Raw genomic sequence first — 16,092 nt, forward strand, 5'->3', positions numbered from 1 at the left:
GTCGGTTATGATTATCGACTCTCGCCTGCGGCTGCGCCATGTCTCGGCCTTTCTTGCCATCGCCCGGCGCGGCTCTGTCGCGGCGGCGGCCGAGGAGCTGCATGTCACCCAGCCGGCGGTCTCCAAGACCCTGCGCGAGCTCGAGGAGATCCTCGGGCTGCCGCTCTTCGACCGGGTCGGGCGGCGGGTGGTGCTGAACCCCGCGGGCGCGGCCTTCCAGCGGCTCGCGGCGGCGGGGCTCAGCGATCTGTCCCGCGCCGTCGAGGGCGCGCGCGAGGCCCATCGCGGCGGCAACCGGCTGCGGATCGGCGCGCTGCCCACGGCTGCGACGCGGCTTCTGCCGGATGCCGCCCTGCGTTTCCGCGCCGCGCGGCCCGACTGCCGGTTGCGGATCTCGACCGGGCCGAACTGGCTGCTGCTGTCGCAGCTGCGCGAGGGCAGCCTCGACCTGGTCGTCGGGCGGCTGGCCGATCCCGCCCGGATGGAGGGCCTGAGCTTCCGCCAGCTGCACGCCGAGGCCATCGTCGCGGTGACCGGCCCCGACCATCCGCTGCGCCGCCCCGCCGAGGCGGCGGATTTCCTCGCCTATCCGCTGGTCCTGCCGCCGCCCGGCGCGGTGATCCACCAGCCGGTCAGCGCCTATCTGACGAGCCTCGGCATCGACATCCCCTTCCCGGTGGTCGAGACCGTCTCGCTGGCCTTCGCGCGGCGGCTGTTGCAGCGCTCCGAGGCGATCTGGTTCATCTCCGAGGGCGTGGTGGAGGAGGAGCTGGCGCGTGGCCAGCTGCGCGCCCTGCGCCTGACCGCGCCGCTGACGGCGGGGCCGGTCGGCATCAGCCTGCGCGCCGGAGCCGATGCGACGCCCGAGGTCGCGGGCATGATCGCCGCGCTTGAGGCCGCGCGGGAGGCGGCGGGGTAGGGGGCTTGGGTGTGGTGTTGGGCAGTGGGTTGGGTTTTTGCGGTGGCTGGGGTGTTTGGGCTCTGCCGGACGTTGAAGGCAGCGCGCCGGGCTGTGGAATGAATGCCGGGGTCTGAGGCGGGCAGCGCGTCCACTTCTTAGCAAAGGCGTGCGGCGCTCAATCCGCTGAGACCCCCTCCGAGTTTCGCTGGCCCAGTACGCTCCGCCCTCGGATCCTTGCACCTCAGGCGCAGCACGCCCAGCCCCTCGGACCTTTGCCCCCCCCACCGGCACACCCTCGCCCCACCACCCCCCTTGCCAGCGCCTCGCGCCGGGCCACCCTCTCCTTCCAAGGAGGAGCCGCCATGTCGCCACCCCGCAAGGATGCCTCCGTCGAGGAGGACCAGACCGACGCCGCCGCCCGCCGGGCCAAGGGCGAGTTCGTCCGCGGCCAGAGCGGCATTCGCGGCTTGCTCGGCAGCGCGGAGTTCCCCGCCGAGCCGGGGCGCTATCACCTCTTCGTGGCGCTTAATTGCCCCTGGTGCCACCGCGTCACCTTGGCGCGCAGCGTCCTCGGCCTCGAGCAGGCGATCAGCCTCGACGTGGCCTTCCCCAACCGCACCGGCGAGGACGACCCCGCGGGCCCCGGCCTCTGGGAGTTCGCGCCCGAGCGCCGCGCCTCGCTCACGGGCGAAGTGCTGCCCGAATGCACGCGCGAGACCGGCACCGGGCGGGGGCTGCGGCTCGCGAAGGAGCTCTACCGCGCCGAGGGCTCCGAGGAGCAATCCCTGCCGGTGCTCTACGACCGCCGCGCCGGGCGCATCGTGAACAACGAAAGCGCCGAGATCCTGCGCATGCTGGGCCAATGCGCCGAGGCGCTGGGCAGCCGTCTGCCGCGCGCCGAGCGCCCCGACCTGTTTCCCGACGACCCCGCGCTGGCCGAGGAGATCGAGGCGCTGAACGCCTGGATCTACACCGACATCAACAACGGCGCCTACAAGGCGGGGTTCTCCTCGGACCAGGCGGTCTATGCCAAGGCTTTCGCTGCTTATTTCGACGCGCTTGGGCGCCTCGAGGCGCTTTTGTCGGACGGGCGCGATTTCCTGACCGGGCGGCGCTTCACCGAGGCCGACCTGCGGCTTTTCCCGACGCTCTTCCGGCACGACCCGGTGTATTACCTGCGGATGAAGCTGAACGGCGCGCGGATCCTGGACTACCCGCACCTCTGGCGCTGGCTCTGCCGGGTCCACGCGCTGCCCGGCGTGGGTGAGGCGGGCTCGCTGGTGCACTGCCGCCAGGGCTATTTCGGGCGGTCCTGGAACGGGGTGGTGCCGCTCGGGCCGGTGAAGCCGATGGGCTACCCGGAGGCCTATGGGCATCCGGAGCTGGCGGGGTAGGGGGGGGTGGGTGCCGCTGCTGGTCATTGATACGCCCAACCCTCCGCCCGACGCGCCTCCTTCTTGCGCCCGAATAGCATCGAAGATGCCGGGCGCGCGCCGGACCGGCCCGATGGGCCGGCGCTCCTTGGGATGGCGTGCCTAGATCATCGCTAGTCCTGACCTTGCTGGGATAAAGCGCTTCGCTCGGAGGTCAGCAGCGCCGACCCCCGGTCCGGCGCGCGCCCTCTGGTGTGAGGGGTTCGACGTGGGAGGGTTGCGGCGTGAGGGCGAGTGCGGCCTTGGGCGGGGCTTGTTGTGAGGGGGGCGGGGGAGGCTGCTGCGTGCGGCTCTTGGGACCAGCGGTTGCGGTCGCCGGACGGTTACGACGGCGCGGCCCTCGACCCGAGCGCCCAGGCGCCTCGCCCCCCCCAAAAACCCAAAAACCCCCGGGCCGCCCTCTCCAGGCGCCCCGGGGGCTGTCCTGCCCGTCACTCCCGCGGAGCGATCAGCTGTCGCGGCGGCGCTTGGAGCGGCCGTTGCCCTGGTTCTCGCGGCCGTCGGCGTTGTCCTGGCACTCGTTGGCGCTGGCGCCCTCGTCGGCGTTCTCGGCGTTGTTGTTGCAGAGCGATCCCCCCGGCGCGTCCTGGTCGCCGTTGCCCCAGCCGTTGTTGGCGTTGTAGGTCCGGCCCTCGAAATGCACCTGCGGCGCGAAGCGCGGGCGGGTGAAGGAGTAGATCGCGATCTCGAAGGCGTTCAGCCCGGCCTCGAGCGCGGGAGTGTAATCCTCCCAGCTCTCGACCAGGATCAGCTGGTCCTTGTTGGCCATGATCGGCAGCCGGTGCCGGAAAAGCTCGGCGTCATCGGGGCCGTGGGCGGCGTATTCGCCGCGCGCCTCGGACCAGAGCACCCGGTACTGGTCGGGCCCGGCGTTGTATTGCACCACCGAGATCCGCAGGTCGAAGGTGTCGTTGTCGGCCTTGGCCATGTGCTTCATCAGCTCGTAGGAGCTGTCGATATAGGTCTGGGTGATCGGATCGGTCTCGCGCGAGAGCGCGTCGGCGACAGTGAAATTGGCTTTCTGGTTGACCGCGTGCTGGCGCGAGACGTCGAACCAGACCCAGGTGACCCCGAAAAGCCAAAGCAGCACCGGCAGGACGATGATCGCCTCGACGGTGACGGACCCCTCGGTGTCGCTGCGGAACCGGGTGAGGCGGGACTTGATACTGGTAAACATCGCGGACCTCAGCTCGGTTCGTGCACGAAGGCGGCGGTTGAGACGATCGCGGAATAGCCGTTGGCATCCTTGACCAGCGCCTCGGAGAAGCTCGAGGTCGGCGCGATCGGATCGAAGAGGTAGCAGGCGCGCAGATACATCAGCTGGTTGTCGCGCCCGTATTCGAAGGAGACCACCGGCTGGGCCGTGCCCGAGGTGTCGACGCAGGCCACCTCGGAGGGCGGATCGGTCCAGTCGCGCATGTCCAGCTCGACCATCTCGAGCTGCAGCTTGCCCTCGCAGTCGGGCAGGATCGTCGCCCGGTCGCAGATCGACTGCTTGAGCGAGTCGTGGGTGTAGAGCGTGCCGGTGCCCAGCCGCACGTCGCGCACCGTCTGGTCGAGCGCCTGCTCGAGCGAGGTGTGCCGCGCGGTCAGCACCGCCAGTTCCACGCCCGAGAGGATCACGCTGACGAACAGCGGGGTCCAGAGGGCGAAGGGCACCACCGCGGTGCCGTCTTCACGCTGCCAGAAGGCGCGGGCGGAGGAGAGGAGATCACGCATCATTGGGTCAGCCTCAGCTGGTTGATCGCCCGGGCGATGGCATAAAAGGCTTCCTCGATCTCGATGCCCTCGACGTCGAAGTAATGGGCCGGCGAGGAGGCGCAGTTCTGCATGACCGAGGCGCCGTGATCGGTGACCTCGAAGCCGACCGACCAGATGACGATGTCGCGGGCCTTGGCGGCGTCGCAGATGTCGTCGAGCAGGGCGTCGCCCAGGTCGGCGTTGTACTTCTGGTAGTAGAAGGCGCTCCAGTTGCTGCGGCTCACGTTGCGCTGCAGGTAATACCAGAGGTTGTAGCGCGCCCAGTGGGTGGCGTCGGAGTCGCTGTCATAGGCCCAGTTCGACACCCGGTAGGAGCGGTCGTGCTGGCCGTCGGTCATCAGCACCACGGTCTTCAGCGTGTCGTCGCGGCCGTAGTCGGCGGGCCGGCCGGTGAAGGCGTTGTTGCCCTGGCCTGCGGCGATCACCGCGTCGTTCAGGAACCGGGTCGAGGGATCCAGCAGCGCCGTGCCCCATTTCATCCCGAGGAAGATCGAGGTGCCCGCCCGCGGCTCGAGCCGGCTGATCTGGTTCTTCAGCCGCGTCTCGTTGTTGCTGAAGGGCTGGATGCGCTCGTAGTTGTACTGCGGGCAGATCGTGTCGACGATCTCGTTGTAGCCGTAGTAGTTCCACTGCACGTGCTGCATCTGCTGGTAGCGGTGCCCGGTATCGAGCGCCGTCGAGCCGAAATGCGCGTTCGGGAACTCCAGGCAGTGCGAATAGCCGTGCAGCCAGTCGACGTTGAGCTGGCCGGTCAGAAGCGGCCCGGCGTTGACGTGTTCGGAGTAGGGCACGATCGAGAGCGACACGAGGCCCTCGTTGTCGGCCGCCAGCACGGTCTCGATGAAGGTGTCGGCGGCGTTGCGCAGGTTGGCCATCTTCGAGCCCTGCGCCATCGACCCCGAGATATCGAGCACCAGCGAGATCTCGACGTTCTGGATGTATTCCTCGGCGGTGGCGACGCCATTGGCGTGGAAGCCCTCCATCCCGAGGATCGAGGTGAAATTGGCGGCCAGCGTCTCGCGGGCGGTGCCGTTCACCCGGCGGAAGTTCAGCCCTTCCTCGACGGTGACCGAGGTCAGCGCGTCGGGCATGTTCATCTTGTCGAAGTAGTCGCGCACGACCGACTCGGGATCGAGATCCTGGTCCAGGTCCGCGGCCGCCAGAACCGCCCGGTCGAGCGTGTTCTGCACCTTGTTGCGCTTCATTTCGGCCTGCATCAGGTCGATCCCGACACCGCCGATGGCGATGAGCGAGAAGGCCCCGAAGATGGCGAGGATCGACATGTTGCCGTCTTCGGCACGCAGAAACCCGGAGAGGGCTGTCGACGCCTTGTCCCGCATGCGCCGCACACTCGCGCGGGCACGGGTCTCCCCGGTCACATTTACATCACACATTCCGCACCTTTCCACCCGATCACGGGTCCTCGCGGCCTTGTTCGCCGTTCTGGCAATCGAGCGCACACACATGCTCCAGAAAGAATGTTTGCCCCAGGAAGTGGGCCGAAATATGGCCGGCAAGGCAAGTAAATCGGGCAAATCGCCTGCAACCGGAGACAATGCCGCCGTCAACGTGCGGTTGTCCCGAAAAGCGCCCATAACGGCCATAATCTTGCCGCATTTCCGCGGGGCTTTCAGTTGGACCTCCGGGGCGCACTGAGCGACAGTTTACCCCGAGTCGCCGGGTCTACCGGCGCGCCGCGCGCCCCTTGGCGGCGCGGAAACGGAGAGGAGGGAGACCCCAGATGTCCAGCACCGCCACCCATCATTCCGAGCCGTCGTTCCGCGAAAGCGTGGACATAATGTACAACCGCGCGGCCGATCTGATGGATCTGAGCCCCGGCCTGCGCGAGAAGATCCGGGTCTGCAACTCGACCTATACCGTGCGCTTCGGGGTCCGCCTGCGCGGCGAGATCCGCACCTTCGTCGGCTACCGCTCGGTGCATTCCGAACACATGGAGCCGGTCAAGGGCGGCATCCGCTTCGACACCACGGTCAGCCAGGACGAGGTCGAGGCGCTGGCGGCGCTGATGACCTACAAATGCGCGCTGGTCGAGGCGCCCTTCGGCGGCTCCAAGGGCGGGCTCTGCGTCGATCCGCGCGAATACGACGAGCGCGAGATGGAGATGATCACCCGCCGCTTCGCCTACGAGCTGATCAAGCGCGACCTGATCAACCCCTCCCAGAACGTGCCGGCGCCGGACATGGGCACCTCCGAGCGCGAGATGGCCTGGATGGCCGACCAATACGCCCGGATGGCGACCACCGACATCAACGCCCGCGCCTGCGTCACCGGCAAGCCCCTGAACGCCGGCGGCATCCAGGGCCGGATCGAGGCCACGGGCCGCGGCGTGCAATACGCGCTGCGCGAGTTCTTCCGCCACGCCGAGGACAAACGCCGGGCGGGGCTCTCGGGCGACCTCGACTGCAAGCGGGTGGTGGTCCAGGGCCTCGGCAACGTGGGCTATCACGCGGCGAAATTCGTGGCCCAGGAGGACGGCGCGCGGATCGTCGGCATCGTCGAGCGCGACGGCGGGCTCTGGAACGAGAACGGCATCGCGGTCGACCACGTGCGCGAATACATGAACGAGACCGGCGGCGTGAAAGGCTTCCCCGAGGCCGAATACGTCGAGGACGGCGGCAAGCTCCTCGAGTCCGACTGCGACATCCTGATCCCCGCGGCGCTCGAAGGCGTGATCCACACCGGCAACGTCGACAACATCAAGGCGCCGCTGATCATCGAGGCCGCCAACGGCCCGATCACCGCGGGCGCCGACCAGAAGCTGCGCGAGCGCGGCATCGTGGTGATCCCCGACCTCTACGCCAACGCGGGCGGTGTGACGGTCTCCTACTTCGAGTGGGTGAAGAACCTCAGCCACATCCGCTTCGGCCGGATGCAGCGGCGCCTCGAGGAAGGCCAGCACGCGCTCGTGGTCAGCGAGCTGGAGCGGCTTTCCGAGGCGCTCGACGGCAAATGGGCGCTCTCCGAGGACTTCAAGAAGGTCTACATGCAGGGCGCCAGCGAGCTGGAGCTGGTGCGCTCGGGCCTCGATGACACCATGCGCGTCGCCTACCAGTCGATGCGCGAGCCCTGGATCGAGCGCGGCGATGTGACCGACCTGCGGACCTCGGCCTATATGGTCGCCATCGACCGCGTCTCGCAGGCCTACCGCGCCAAGGGTCTCTGAGAGGGCGGGGGCCCCGCGCGCCCGCGCCGGGGCCCCGAAATCGGCATCATCCCGCTTGCCCCGGGTGACAGCCGGGGGTGGCGGGCCTAGCTCTTCTCTCAATCGTTTGCCGGTATGGAGTTTGTCCGATGAGAACAGCACTTCTTTCCGCGGCCTGCCTCATGGCCGTGACCCCCGCCGCCTTCGCACAGGAGGCGGATGCCGAATGCGACCTGCAGGCCGAGATCGTCATGCAGGTGGTCGAGGCGCGCCAGTCGGGCAGTGCCCGCGACAGCGCCCAGGCGGGCATCGCCAGCGACCTCTCGGGTGACGCGCAGAAATACGCCGCGGTGGTCCCGGCCATCGCGGAATGGGTCTATTCCCTGCCCGAGGACCAGCTGGGCGCCGATGTCGGCGAAAGCTGGATCGCCCAGTGCCAGTCGATGTGACGGCCCCTGGCCCGAGATAAGCAACGCGCGGGGCGGCCGCCGCCCCGCGCCATCCGCTGGACTCGCGCGCGCGAAGCCCCGATATTCGGGGCATGAGTCTGCCCCCCGGTTTCCTGGATGAACTGCGTGACCGCACGACCCTCTCGCAGGTCGTCGGGCGCAAGGTCATGTGGGACAAGCACAAGTCGAACCAGGCCAAGGGCGACTTCTGGGCGCCGTGCCCCTTCCACCACGAGAAGACCGCCTCGTTCCACGTCGACGACCGCAAGGGGTTCTTCTACTGCTTCGGCTGCCACGCCAAGGGCGACGCTATCTCATTCGTCCGCGAAAGCGAGAACGTGGGCTTCATGGAAGCGATCGAGATTCTCGCCGGCGAGGTGGGCATGCAGGTGCCCGCCCAGGACCCCAAGGCGCAGGAGAAGGCCGACCGCCGCACCGAGCTCGCACGCGTCATGGAGGACGCGCTGAAGTTCTACCGGATGTCGCTCAACACCGGTGCGGCGGGGCCGGCGCGCGACTACCTGGCCGGGCGCGGGCTCGATGCCGCGGCGCTGGAGCGCTTCGAGATCGGCTTCGCGCCGGACGGCTGGCAGGCGCTCTGGGACCATCTGACCGCCAAGGGCGTGCAGGCCGATCTGATCATGGCGGCGGGGCTCGCCAAACCCTCGTCGCGCGGGGGCAAGCCCTACGACGTCTTCCGCAACCGCATCCTCTTTCCGATCCGCGACGCGCGCGGGCGGGCCATCGCCTTCGGCGGCCGCGCCATGGATCCCGAGGACAAGGCGAAATACCTCAACTCCCCCGAGACCGAGCTCTTCGACAAGGGGCGCAACCTCTACAACCTCGGCCCCGCGCGGGAAGCGGCGGGCAAGGGCCAGCGGCTGATCGTGGCCGAGGGCTACATGGATGTGATCGCCCTGTCGCGCGCGGGCTTCGAGGCCTCGGTGGCGCCGCTCGGCACCGCGGTGACCGAGGCGCAGCTGCAGGCGCTCTGGCGGGTGGCCGACGAGCCGATCGTGGCGCTCGACGGCGACCGGGCGGGGGTGCGCGCGGCCTACCGGGTGATCGACCTGGCGCTGCCGCTGCTCGAGGCCGGCAAGTCGCTGCGCTTCGCGCTCATGCCCGAGGGCCAGGACCCCGACGACCTGATCCGCGCCGAGGGGCAGGAGGGCATCACCAAGGTGCTCGACGCCGCCATGCCCATGGTGCAGCTCCTCTGGCAGCGCGAGACCGAGGGCAAGGTCTTCGACAGCCCCGAGCGCAAGGCGGCGCTCGACCGGGCGCTGCGCGAGAAGATCCAGGCGATTCGCGACCCCTCGCTGCGGCACCACTACGGCCAGGAGATCAAGGAGCTGCGCTGGCAGCTCTTCCGCCCGCAGCGCCCGGCGAAACAGGGCGGCGGGCGCGGGCCCTGGCGGCCGCGCGACGCCGCCCCGCAGCCGACCCAGGAGGCCAAGGCCTCGCTCTTGGTCGCCGCCGGGGAGGCGGGCGAGCGGCGCCTGCGCGAGGCGGTGATCCTGGCCGCACTCCTGCATGCGCCGGGGCTGGTCGAGGAGTTCGAGACCGCGCTCGAGGACATGGACTGCGCCGAGCCCGATCACGCCGCCCTGCGCGCCGCGCTTCTGCGCGACCGCCCGGCCAGCCGCGAGGCCGCGATGGAGGGCGGCGCGGCGGCAATCGGTCCCGAGGCCCTTGAATCGCTGCTCTCGGCACGCCATGTCGCGATCACTCCGTGCCTGCGCCACCCCGACGACCTGGCGCTGGTGCGGCTGACGATCGCCGAGGAGCTGGCAAAGCTCGGGACGGCGCATGGGCTCGAGGCCGAGATCGCCGAGGCCATGGAGGATTTCGACGAGGGCGCGGACGAGGCGCTGACCTGGCGTCTCGGGCAGGCCGCGGAGGCCCGCGCAAAGGCCGAACGGGCGCTGCGGGAGGACGATACGGAATACGACACCGGCGCCAACGGGGCGCTGATCGACAGGTCGGAACGGGAGAGCTTCGCCGCTCTTCTCGATACCATCTCATTCGCGAAGGACCGGAAACGCGGCTGAGAGGCAGAAAGACGGGAAAGAATCCGGTGTGACGGGTGTGCGAATCAGATACGCACGCTATTGATTCGGACCAGCGAATCGCCTGTCCGTGGGTTAGCCCGCTGTAAGGAGCACTGAATGGCCGCCAAAGACAACGACGATGCCAAGCCAGAGACCCAGGAGGAGGACGTCTCCTTCGACATGAGCCAGGCCGCGGTCAAACGCATGATCGCGGAGGCCAAGGAACGCGGCTACATCACCTACGACCAGCTCAACGAGGTGCTGCCGCAGGACCAGGTCTCCTCGGACCAGATCGAGGACGTCATGTCGATGCTCTCGGAGATGGGCATCCAGGTCACCGAACACGACGAGGAAGCCGAGGAAGAGGAAGAGCGCAAGAGCGGCTCGACCGAGGTCGTCGACGCCTCGAAGGGGCGGGACGTCGCGGTGTCTTCCGGCGGGCAGGAAAAGCTCGACCGCACCGACGACCCGGTGCGCATGTATCTGCGCGAGATGGGCTCGGTCGAGCTGCTGTCCCGCGAAGGCGAGATCGCCATCGCCAAGCGCATCGAGGCCGGCCGCAACACGATGATCGCGGGCCTCTGCGAAAGCCCGCTGACCTTCCAGGCGATCACCATCTGGCGCGAGGAACTTCTGAACGAAGACATTCTTCTGCGCGACGTGATCGACCTCGAGACCACCTTCTCGGGCCAGATGGGCGAGGAGAGCGAGGAACTGGTCGAGGCCGTGGCCGAGACCGAGATCGCCGCCGCCAAGAACGTGAAGCAGGAGAAGCCCGAGAAGAAGGCCGAACCCGAGCTCGACGCCGACGGCAACCCGATCCGCAACAACGACGACGACGATGAAGAGGACGAGCAGGCGAACATGTCGCTTGCCGCGATGGAGACCGCGCTGAAGCCGCGCGTCCTCGAGACCCTCGACCGCATCGCCCAGGATTACGAAGACCTCTCGGCCATGCAGGACCGCCGGATCTCGGCGACCCTGAACGAGGACGGCTCCTTCACCAAGGCCGACGAGGCGACCTACCAGAAGCTGCGCTCCGAGATCGTGAAACTGGTCAACGAGCTGCACCTGCACAACAACCGCATCGAGGCGCTGGTCGACCAGCTCTACGGCATCAACCGCCGGATCATGTCGATCGACAGCGCCATGGTGAAGCTCGCCGACCACGCCCGCATCAACCGCCGCGAGTTCATCGAGGCATACCGCGGCCGCGAGCTTGATCCGAACTGGATGGAGCGCATGGCCGAGAAGCCGGGCCGCGGCTGGCAGAGCTTCATCGAGAAGAGCGCCGACAAGGTCGAGGGCCTGCGCGCCGACATGGCGCAGGTCGGCCAATACGTCGGCCTCGACATCTCGGAGTTCCGCCGCATCGTCCAGCAGGTCCAGAAGGGCGAAAAAGAGGCCCGCCAGGCCAAGAAGGAAATGGTCGAGGCGAACCTGCGGTTGGTGATCTCCATCGCCAAGAAATACACGAACCGCGGTCTGCAATTCCTTGATCTCATTCAGGAAGGCAACATCGGCCTGATGAAGGCCGTGGACAAGTTCGAGTATCGCCGCGGCTACAAGTTCTCGACCTATGCGACCTGGTGGATCCGCCAGGCGATCACCCGCTCGATCGCCGACCAGGCGCGCACCATCCGCATCCCGGTGCATATGATCGAGACGATCAACAAGCTGGTGCGCACCGGCCGCCAGATGCTGCACGAGATCGGCCGCGAGCCGACGCCCGAAGAGCTGGCCGAAAAGCTGCAGATGCCGCTCGAGAAGGTCCGCAAGGTGATGAAGATCGCCAAGGAGCCGATCAGCCTCGAGACGCCCATCGGCGACGAGGAAGACAGCCAACTCGGCGACTTCATCGAGGACAAGAACGCGGTCCTGCCGCTCGACAGCGCGATCCAGGAGAACCTGAAGGAGACCACCACGCGCGTGCTCTCCTCGCTCACCCCGCGCGAGGAACGGGTCCTGCGGATGCGCTTCGGCATCGGCATGAACACCGACCACACGCTCGAGGAAGTGGGCCAGCAGTTCAGCGTGACCCGCGAGCGGATCCGCCAGATCGAGGCCAAGGCGCTGCGGAAGCTCAAGCATCCCTCGCGCTCGCGCAAGCTGCGCTCGTTCCTCGATCAGTAAGCTCTCGAAAGGCGCCCCGCGGGGCGCCTTTTTCGTGCTGCCCTTGCCGGAGGCCCGCGCGGTCCATGCGCCTACTCTGCCTGTCCCTCTGCCTCGCGTTTCTCGCCGCCCCCGCGGCGGCCGGCTGTTTTGGCGCCGGGCAGGGGCTCATGCGCTGCACGGTCAAGGAAGGCGCGCGCCAGCTCGACCTCTGCCTGCAGGGCGGGGTGCTGATCTACCGCTACGGCCCGCCCGAGGGCCCCGCCGAGATGCTGCTGGCCCGCCCCGTCACCGAGGTCGAGATGCTGCCCTGGCCGGGCATCGGGCGATATTTCTGGGAGGTGCTGACGCTCTACAACGGGCCGGTCGCTTATGAGCTTTACGTCAGCGCCGACCGGCTCGACCTCGAGGCCCCGGCGGAGGGCGGCGTCACGGTGATCGAGGATGGCGAGGCGTTGGCGCAGCTCACCTGCGATCCGGGCACGCTGACCGAGATGGACCTCTACCCGGTCTTCGAGGCGAAAGAGGCCGCGGGCCAGCGCTATTGCCCCGAAAGCCAGGCCTGGGACGGCGCCTGCTAGGCCCTCGCTTCACGGTCCATCGCAAAGCCCGCACGCCTTCGTGTCTGCACATCACCTCTGCGTGGTCGCGCGTTGCCGCACAGGCTAAGCGTGCCGATCTTCAGACCAGGCGTGAAACAAAGGAGATGTGCATGATACGTATGATGACGCTTCTCGCAGCGCTCGGGTTCGCCCTGCCCGCAGAGGCGGCCCTCATGGACGCGGAGCCGGCGGAGTTCTTCACCGCGGGCGATCCGGCGCCCTACAACCCGGCAGAGCTCGACCGGCCGCAGGACCTGCCGCCGCCGATCTGCTGATCTCAGCGAACGGGGCCACACCGGCCCCGTCCGCCTAATGCCTGACATGAGGTCCGGGCCTCAATTGTTTGGCATCACGAAGATTTCCTGAACATTCGCCCGCTTGTCGGCGTTCAGCGCGAAGACCACGCTGTCGGCGATGTCCTGCGGCTTGAGCTTGTCGGGCTTGGCCTCGTCGAAGAAGGGCGTGTCGACCATGCCCGGGGCCACGACGGTGCAGCGGCCGCCGAACTCGCGCATCTCCTCGGCGAGGTTGCCGCCGTAGCCATGCACGAACCACTTCGAGGCGCCGTAGACCGAGCCCTTGATGTGGACCCGCCCGGCGGCCGAGCCGGTCAGCACCAGGTGGCCCTTGCTGGCCTTCAGATGCGGCATGGCGGATTTGGTGGTCCAGAGCACGCCGAGGATGTTGATCTCGACCATCTTGCGCCATTCCTCAGGGTCGCCCGCCTCGGTGCCCGCGGCGCTGAGGCCGGTGCCGGCATTGGCGAAGGCCGCGTCGACCGAACCGAAGGTCTTGGCCAGCTTGTCGAGCGCGGCCTCCTGGTCCTCGAGCTTGGTCGCATCGCCGGGCAGGGCCAGCGCCTTGTCGCCCAGCTCCTTGGCGAGATCGGCGATCTTGTCCTCGGAGCGGGCGAAGAGGCCCACGTTCCAGCCTGCGGCGACCGCGGCGCGGGCGGTCTCGGCCCCGATCCCCGAAGAGGCCCCGGTGATGAACAGCGTCTTGGCGGCCATGGAAGTTCTCCTTGTTCTGTTTTGTCAGTTCGGCCCCCAACGCAGCCCGGGGCGCGGGGGTTGCAGCGCCCGGGACCGCGCCTTCGCCTTCACACCGAAACGTGACGTTAACCCGCGGCATGAAACCCTTTCGGCGGTCTCGGCGTTTTTCAGCCAATGCCAAAGGGAAAAGACATGAAACGCATTGCTCTGACTGCCACCGCCCTGATCTGCGCCTCTGCCGCAGCCCTCGCGGCCAGCGAGGTGATGACCGGCCCCGACCCCGAGGTGATCGAGATCGAGGTGCTCTCCTCCGAACTGGCCGACTGCCGCGAGACGCTGGCCCAGGTCGCCTCGATGCCCGCCGTGCACGACAACGGCACGCCGATCCTCTTCGACTGGGGCCAGAACGACATGCCCTCGGTCCGCTGCGTCGCCACCGATGTGTGAAGGGCTGGCCCGGAAGGGGCTGGCGCTCGCGCCCAGCCCGGCTAGGCTACGGGCCATGATCACGCAGTTCACCATCCAGACCCGGGGGCAGGGGCTCTACGAGTTCACCCCCGAGGTCGCCGCCTGGGTCCAGGGCACGGGGCTTCTGACGCTCTTTTTGCGCCACACCTCGGCGAGCCTTCTGATCCAGGAAAACGCCGACCCCGAGGTGCAGGACGACCTCCTCGCCTATCTCTCGCGGCTGGTGCCGCCGAGTAGCGATCCGGCCATGTCCTATCTCACCCATACCTACGAGGGCCCGGACGACATGCCGGGGCACATCAAGGCGGCACTTCTGCCCGGCAGCCTGTCAATTCCTGTCGAAAACGGGCGGATGTTGCTTGGAACCTGGCAAGGAATTTACCTTTTCGAACATCGCGACGCGCCGCATCAGCGCAAGGTGGCGGCCCATATGGCGCTGGATCAACCCACGATCTAGGGGGCGAAAATCCCCTCTACCCAAATTATGCCCAAACCCCTATAGTGGCTGTGGATAAACGGGGGCCAACCCCTTTTTGAGGCAGACAAAGACCAGGGGGGACGGCCGATGCGCTGCCCGTTTTGCGGAAATATCGACACCCAGGTGAAGGATTCCCGTCCGGCCGAGGATCACGTCTCGATCCGGCGGCGGCGGTTCTGCCCGGCCTGCGGCGGGCGCTTCACCACCTACGAGCGGGTGCAGCTGCGCGACCTCGTGGTCATCAAGACCAATGGCCGGCGCGAGGATTTCGACCGCGACAAGCTGGAGCGCTCGATCCGCATCGCCATGCAGAAGCGCCCGGTGGAGCCTGAACGCATCGACCAGATGATCTCGGGTATCGTGCGGCGGCTCGAGAGCATGGGCGAGACGGACATCCCCTCGAAGCAGATCGGCGAGATCGTGATGGAGGCCTTGGCCCGGATCGACACCGTCGCATACGTGCGCTTTGCCAGCGTTTACAAGAACTTCCAGGCTGCGGATGATTTCGACAAATTCGTCAGCGAGCTGAGACCCCCGGCCGCGACCGAGAAGTGAGCTTGGCAGATCAACGCCACATGGCCCATGCGCTGAGCCTGGGCCGGCGGGGCATGGGCCAGACCTGGCCCAACCCGGCGGTCGGCTGCGTGATCGTCCAGGGCGCCCGGGTCGTCGGGCGCGGCTGGACCCAGCCGGGCGGCCGCCCCCATGCCGAGACCGAGGCCCTGGCCCAGGCCGGGGAGGCCGCGCGCGGCGCCACGGCTTATGTCACGCTGGAGCCCTGCGCCCATCACGGCGCGACCCCGCCCTGCGCCGAGGCGCTGATCGAAGCGGGCGTGGCGCGGGTGGTGGCGCCGTTTTCCGACAGTGACCCTCGGGTCTCGGGCCGCGGCTTCGAGATGCTGCGCGCCGCGGGCATCGCGGTCACCACCGGCGTCGGCGCCGAACTGGCCGAGCGCGACCACGCGGGATTCCTGCACCGGCTGCAGACCGGGCGGCCGCAGGTGACGCTGAAGCTCGCGACCTCGTTTGACGGGCGCATCGCCACGGCCACCGGCGAGAGCCAGTGGATCACCGGGCCCGCCGCCCGGGCCTGGGTGCATGCGGCGCGCGGCCGCTCGGATGCGGTCATGGTCGGCGCGGGCACCGCGCGGGCCGACGACCCGGCGCTGACCGTGCGCGGGCTCGGCGCGCGGCGCCAGCCGGTGCGGGTGGTGATCTCGCGGCTTCTGGACCTGCCGCTCATGGGGCAACTGGCGCGCACCGCGCGCGAGGTGCCGGTCTGGGTCTGCCACGGGCCCGACGCCCCCGCCGAGACCCGCGCCGCCTGGGAAGGCCTGGGCGCGAAGCTTCTGCCCTGCAGGCTGGCGGGGCGGCAGCTCGATCCGGTCTCGGTGATCGAGGCGCTGGGCGCCGAAGGGCTGACGCGGGTCTTCTGCGAGGGCGGCGGCGCGCTGGCCGCGACGCTGCTCGGCGCGGGGCTGGTCGACGAGCTGGTGGGCTTCACCGCCGGGCTGACGCTGGGTGCCGAGGGCCGCCCCGGACTCGGCGCGCTGGGCGTGGATGCGCTCTCCGAGGCGCCCCGGTTCGAGCTGGTGGAAACGCGGCCCGTCGGGCCGGACGTGCTGCACATCTGGCGGAAGGGCTGAGGCGCAGGTCCACAAGGTGCAGCCGGCAGGGGGCTG

General features: G+C 68.4%; 16 protein-coding genes. 12 read left to right on the top strand and 4 right to left on the bottom strand.

What is annotated here, in order from left to right; all coding sequences use genetic code 11:
* Positions 1 to 7: 7 nt before the first annotated feature.
* Together LR948_RS15815 and LR948_RS15820 are read left to right on the top strand one after the other, a co-directional pair.
* Positions 8 to 919, top strand: coding sequence for a LysR substrate-binding domain-containing protein (locus tag LR948_RS15815; RefSeq protein WP_232755053.1), 912 nt, complete (start codon positions 8 to 10; stop codon positions 917 to 919).
* Positions 920 to 1,263: 344 nt separating this feature from the next.
* Complete coding sequence (locus LR948_RS15820) at positions 1,264 to 2,295, top strand: glutathione S-transferase C-terminal domain-containing protein (RefSeq protein ID WP_232755054.1); 1,032 nt, start codon at positions 1,264 to 1,266, stop codon at positions 2,293 to 2,295.
* Positions 2,296 to 2,782: 487 nt separating this feature from the next.
* Here LR948_RS15820 and LR948_RS15825 read toward each other — a convergent pair whose 3' ends face one another.
* The 3 genes from LR948_RS15825 to LR948_RS15835 are packed head-to-tail and all read right to left on the bottom strand — an operon-like array spanning position 2,783 to position 5,378.
* Positions 2,783 to 3,511 (bottom strand): TadE/TadG family type IV pilus assembly protein, encoded by a 729-nt coding sequence (locus tag LR948_RS15825; RefSeq protein ID WP_232755055.1) that lies wholly within the window; start codon positions 3,509 to 3,511, stop codon positions 2,783 to 2,785.
* Positions 3,512 to 3,519: 8 nt separating this feature from the next.
* Positions 3,520 to 4,056 carry a TadE/TadG family type IV pilus assembly protein gene (locus LR948_RS15830; RefSeq protein WP_232755056.1) on the bottom strand — a complete coding sequence of 179 codons (537 nt, stop codon included), beginning with the start codon at positions 4,054 to 4,056 and terminating at the stop codon, positions 3,520 to 3,522.
* Positions 4,053 to 5,378: a pilus assembly protein TadG-related protein gene (locus tag LR948_RS15835; RefSeq protein WP_232755057.1), complete on the bottom strand. Its 1,326-nt coding sequence runs from the start codon at positions 5,376 to 5,378 to the stop codon at positions 4,053 to 4,055. Before LR948_RS15835 ends, LR948_RS15830 begins: the two co-directional genes overlap by 4 nt.
* Before the next feature lie 458 nt (positions 5,379 to 5,836).
* On the opposite strand from LR948_RS15835, the gene LR948_RS15840 reads away from it, so the two are divergent.
* From LR948_RS15840 to LR948_RS15865, 6 genes are all read left to right on the top strand, one after another.
* Positions 5,837 to 7,279: a Glu/Leu/Phe/Val dehydrogenase gene (locus tag LR948_RS15840; protein WP_232755058.1), complete on the top strand. Its 1,443-nt coding sequence runs from the start codon at positions 5,837 to 5,839 to the stop codon at positions 7,277 to 7,279.
* A gap of 128 nt (positions 7,280 to 7,407) precedes the next feature.
* Positions 7,408 to 7,707: a hypothetical protein gene (locus LR948_RS15845; RefSeq protein WP_232755059.1), complete on the top strand. Its 300-nt coding sequence runs from the start codon at positions 7,408 to 7,410 to the stop codon at positions 7,705 to 7,707.
* A gap of 92 nt (positions 7,708 to 7,799) precedes the next feature.
* Positions 7,800 to 9,758, top strand: a complete 1,959-nt coding sequence (gene dnaG / locus LR948_RS15850; RefSeq protein ID WP_232755060.1) for a DNA primase — start codon at positions 7,800 to 7,802, stop codon at positions 9,756 to 9,758.
* A gap of 117 nt (positions 9,759 to 9,875) precedes the next feature.
* Positions 9,876 to 11,891 (top strand): RNA polymerase sigma factor RpoD, encoded by a 2,016-nt coding sequence (rpoD, locus tag LR948_RS15855; protein WP_232755061.1) that lies wholly within the window; start codon positions 9,876 to 9,878, stop codon positions 11,889 to 11,891.
* Between the two features lie 65 nt (positions 11,892 to 11,956).
* Positions 11,957 to 12,451, top strand: coding sequence for a hypothetical protein (locus LR948_RS15860; RefSeq protein WP_232755062.1), 495 nt, complete (start codon positions 11,957 to 11,959; stop codon positions 12,449 to 12,451).
* Positions 12,452 to 12,582: 131 nt separating this feature from the next.
* The gene (locus LR948_RS15865) at positions 12,583 to 12,747 is read left to right on the top strand and encodes a hypothetical protein (RefSeq protein WP_232755063.1); all 165 of its coding nucleotides are present in this window, start codon (positions 12,583 to 12,585) and stop codon (positions 12,745 to 12,747) included.
* A 60-nt stretch (positions 12,748 to 12,807) separates the two neighbouring features.
* Here the strand turns inward: LR948_RS15865 and LR948_RS15870 are convergent, their stop codons facing one another.
* A complete protein-coding gene (locus tag LR948_RS15870) occupies positions 12,808 to 13,482 on the bottom strand; it encodes an SDR family oxidoreductase (RefSeq protein ID WP_232755064.1) in 675 nt (224 codons plus the stop codon).
* A 174-nt stretch (positions 13,483 to 13,656) separates the two neighbouring features.
* Between LR948_RS15870 and LR948_RS15875 the strand changes: the two genes are divergently transcribed.
* The 4 genes from LR948_RS15875 to ribD all read left to right on the top strand — a co-directional run bounded on the left by LR948_RS15875 (position 13,657) and on the right by ribD (position 16,056).
* A complete protein-coding gene (locus LR948_RS15875) occupies positions 13,657 to 13,911 on the top strand; it encodes a hypothetical protein (RefSeq protein WP_232755065.1) in 255 nt (84 codons plus the stop codon).
* A 55-nt stretch (positions 13,912 to 13,966) separates the two neighbouring features.
* The gene (locus tag LR948_RS15880; RefSeq protein WP_232755066.1) at positions 13,967 to 14,389 is read left to right on the top strand and encodes a secondary thiamine-phosphate synthase enzyme YjbQ; all 423 of its coding nucleotides are present in this window, start codon (positions 13,967 to 13,969) and stop codon (positions 14,387 to 14,389) included.
* A gap of 108 nt (positions 14,390 to 14,497) precedes the next feature.
* On the top strand, positions 14,498 to 14,965 hold the full coding sequence (gene nrdR, locus LR948_RS15885) for a transcriptional regulator NrdR (protein WP_232755067.1): 468 nt from the start codon (positions 14,498 to 14,500) through the stop codon (positions 14,963 to 14,965).
* A gap of 20 nt (positions 14,966 to 14,985) precedes the next feature.
* A complete protein-coding gene (ribD, locus tag LR948_RS15890; protein ID WP_232755130.1) occupies positions 14,986 to 16,056 on the top strand; it encodes a bifunctional diaminohydroxyphosphoribosylaminopyrimidine deaminase/5-amino-6-(5-phosphoribosylamino)uracil reductase RibD in 1,071 nt (356 codons plus the stop codon).
* The last annotated feature ends 36 nt before the right edge of the window (positions 16,057 to 16,092 follow it).

Source organism: Roseivivax sp. GX 12232 (genome assembly GCF_021272185.1).
Lineage (GTDB): Bacteria > Pseudomonadota > Alphaproteobacteria > Rhodobacterales > Rhodobacteraceae > Roseivivax.

Coding starts and splice junctions, on each gene's coding strand:
- LR948_RS15815 (WP_232755053.1), top strand. CDS start 8: ATGATTATCGACTCTCGCCTGCGGCTGCGCCATGTCTCGGCCTTTCTT.
- LR948_RS15820 (WP_232755054.1), top strand. CDS start 1,264: ATGTCGCCACCCCGCAAGGATGCCTCCGTCGAGGAGGACCAGACCGAC.
- LR948_RS15825 (WP_232755055.1), bottom strand. CDS start 3,511: ATGTTTACCAGTATCAAGTCCCGCCTCACCCGGTTCCGCAGCGACACC.
- LR948_RS15830 (WP_232755056.1), bottom strand. CDS start 4,056: ATGATGCGTGATCTCCTCTCCTCCGCCCGCGCCTTCTGGCAGCGTGAA.
- LR948_RS15835 (WP_232755057.1), bottom strand. CDS start 5,378: ATGTCGATCCTCGCCATCTTCGGGGCCTTCTCGCTCATCGCCATCGGC.
- LR948_RS15840 (WP_232755058.1), top strand. CDS start 5,837: ATGTCCAGCACCGCCACCCATCATTCCGAGCCGTCGTTCCGCGAAAGC.
- LR948_RS15845 (WP_232755059.1), top strand. CDS start 7,408: ATGAGAACAGCACTTCTTTCCGCGGCCTGCCTCATGGCCGTGACCCCC.
- dnaG (WP_232755060.1), top strand. CDS start 7,800: ATGAGTCTGCCCCCCGGTTTCCTGGATGAACTGCGTGACCGCACGACC.
- rpoD (WP_232755061.1), top strand. CDS start 9,876: ATGGCCGCCAAAGACAACGACGATGCCAAGCCAGAGACCCAGGAGGAG.
- LR948_RS15860 (WP_232755062.1), top strand. CDS start 11,957: ATGCGCCTACTCTGCCTGTCCCTCTGCCTCGCGTTTCTCGCCGCCCCC.
- LR948_RS15865 (WP_232755063.1), top strand. CDS start 12,583: ATGATACGTATGATGACGCTTCTCGCAGCGCTCGGGTTCGCCCTGCCC.
- LR948_RS15870 (WP_232755064.1), bottom strand. CDS start 13,482: ATGGCCGCCAAGACGCTGTTCATCACCGGGGCCTCTTCGGGGATCGGG.
- LR948_RS15875 (WP_232755065.1), top strand. CDS start 13,657: ATGAAACGCATTGCTCTGACTGCCACCGCCCTGATCTGCGCCTCTGCC.
- LR948_RS15880 (WP_232755066.1), top strand. CDS start 13,967: ATGATCACGCAGTTCACCATCCAGACCCGGGGGCAGGGGCTCTACGAG.
- nrdR (WP_232755067.1), top strand. CDS start 14,498: ATGCGCTGCCCGTTTTGCGGAAATATCGACACCCAGGTGAAGGATTCC.
- ribD (WP_232755130.1), top strand. CDS start 14,986: ATGGCCCATGCGCTGAGCCTGGGCCGGCGGGGCATGGGCCAGACCTGG.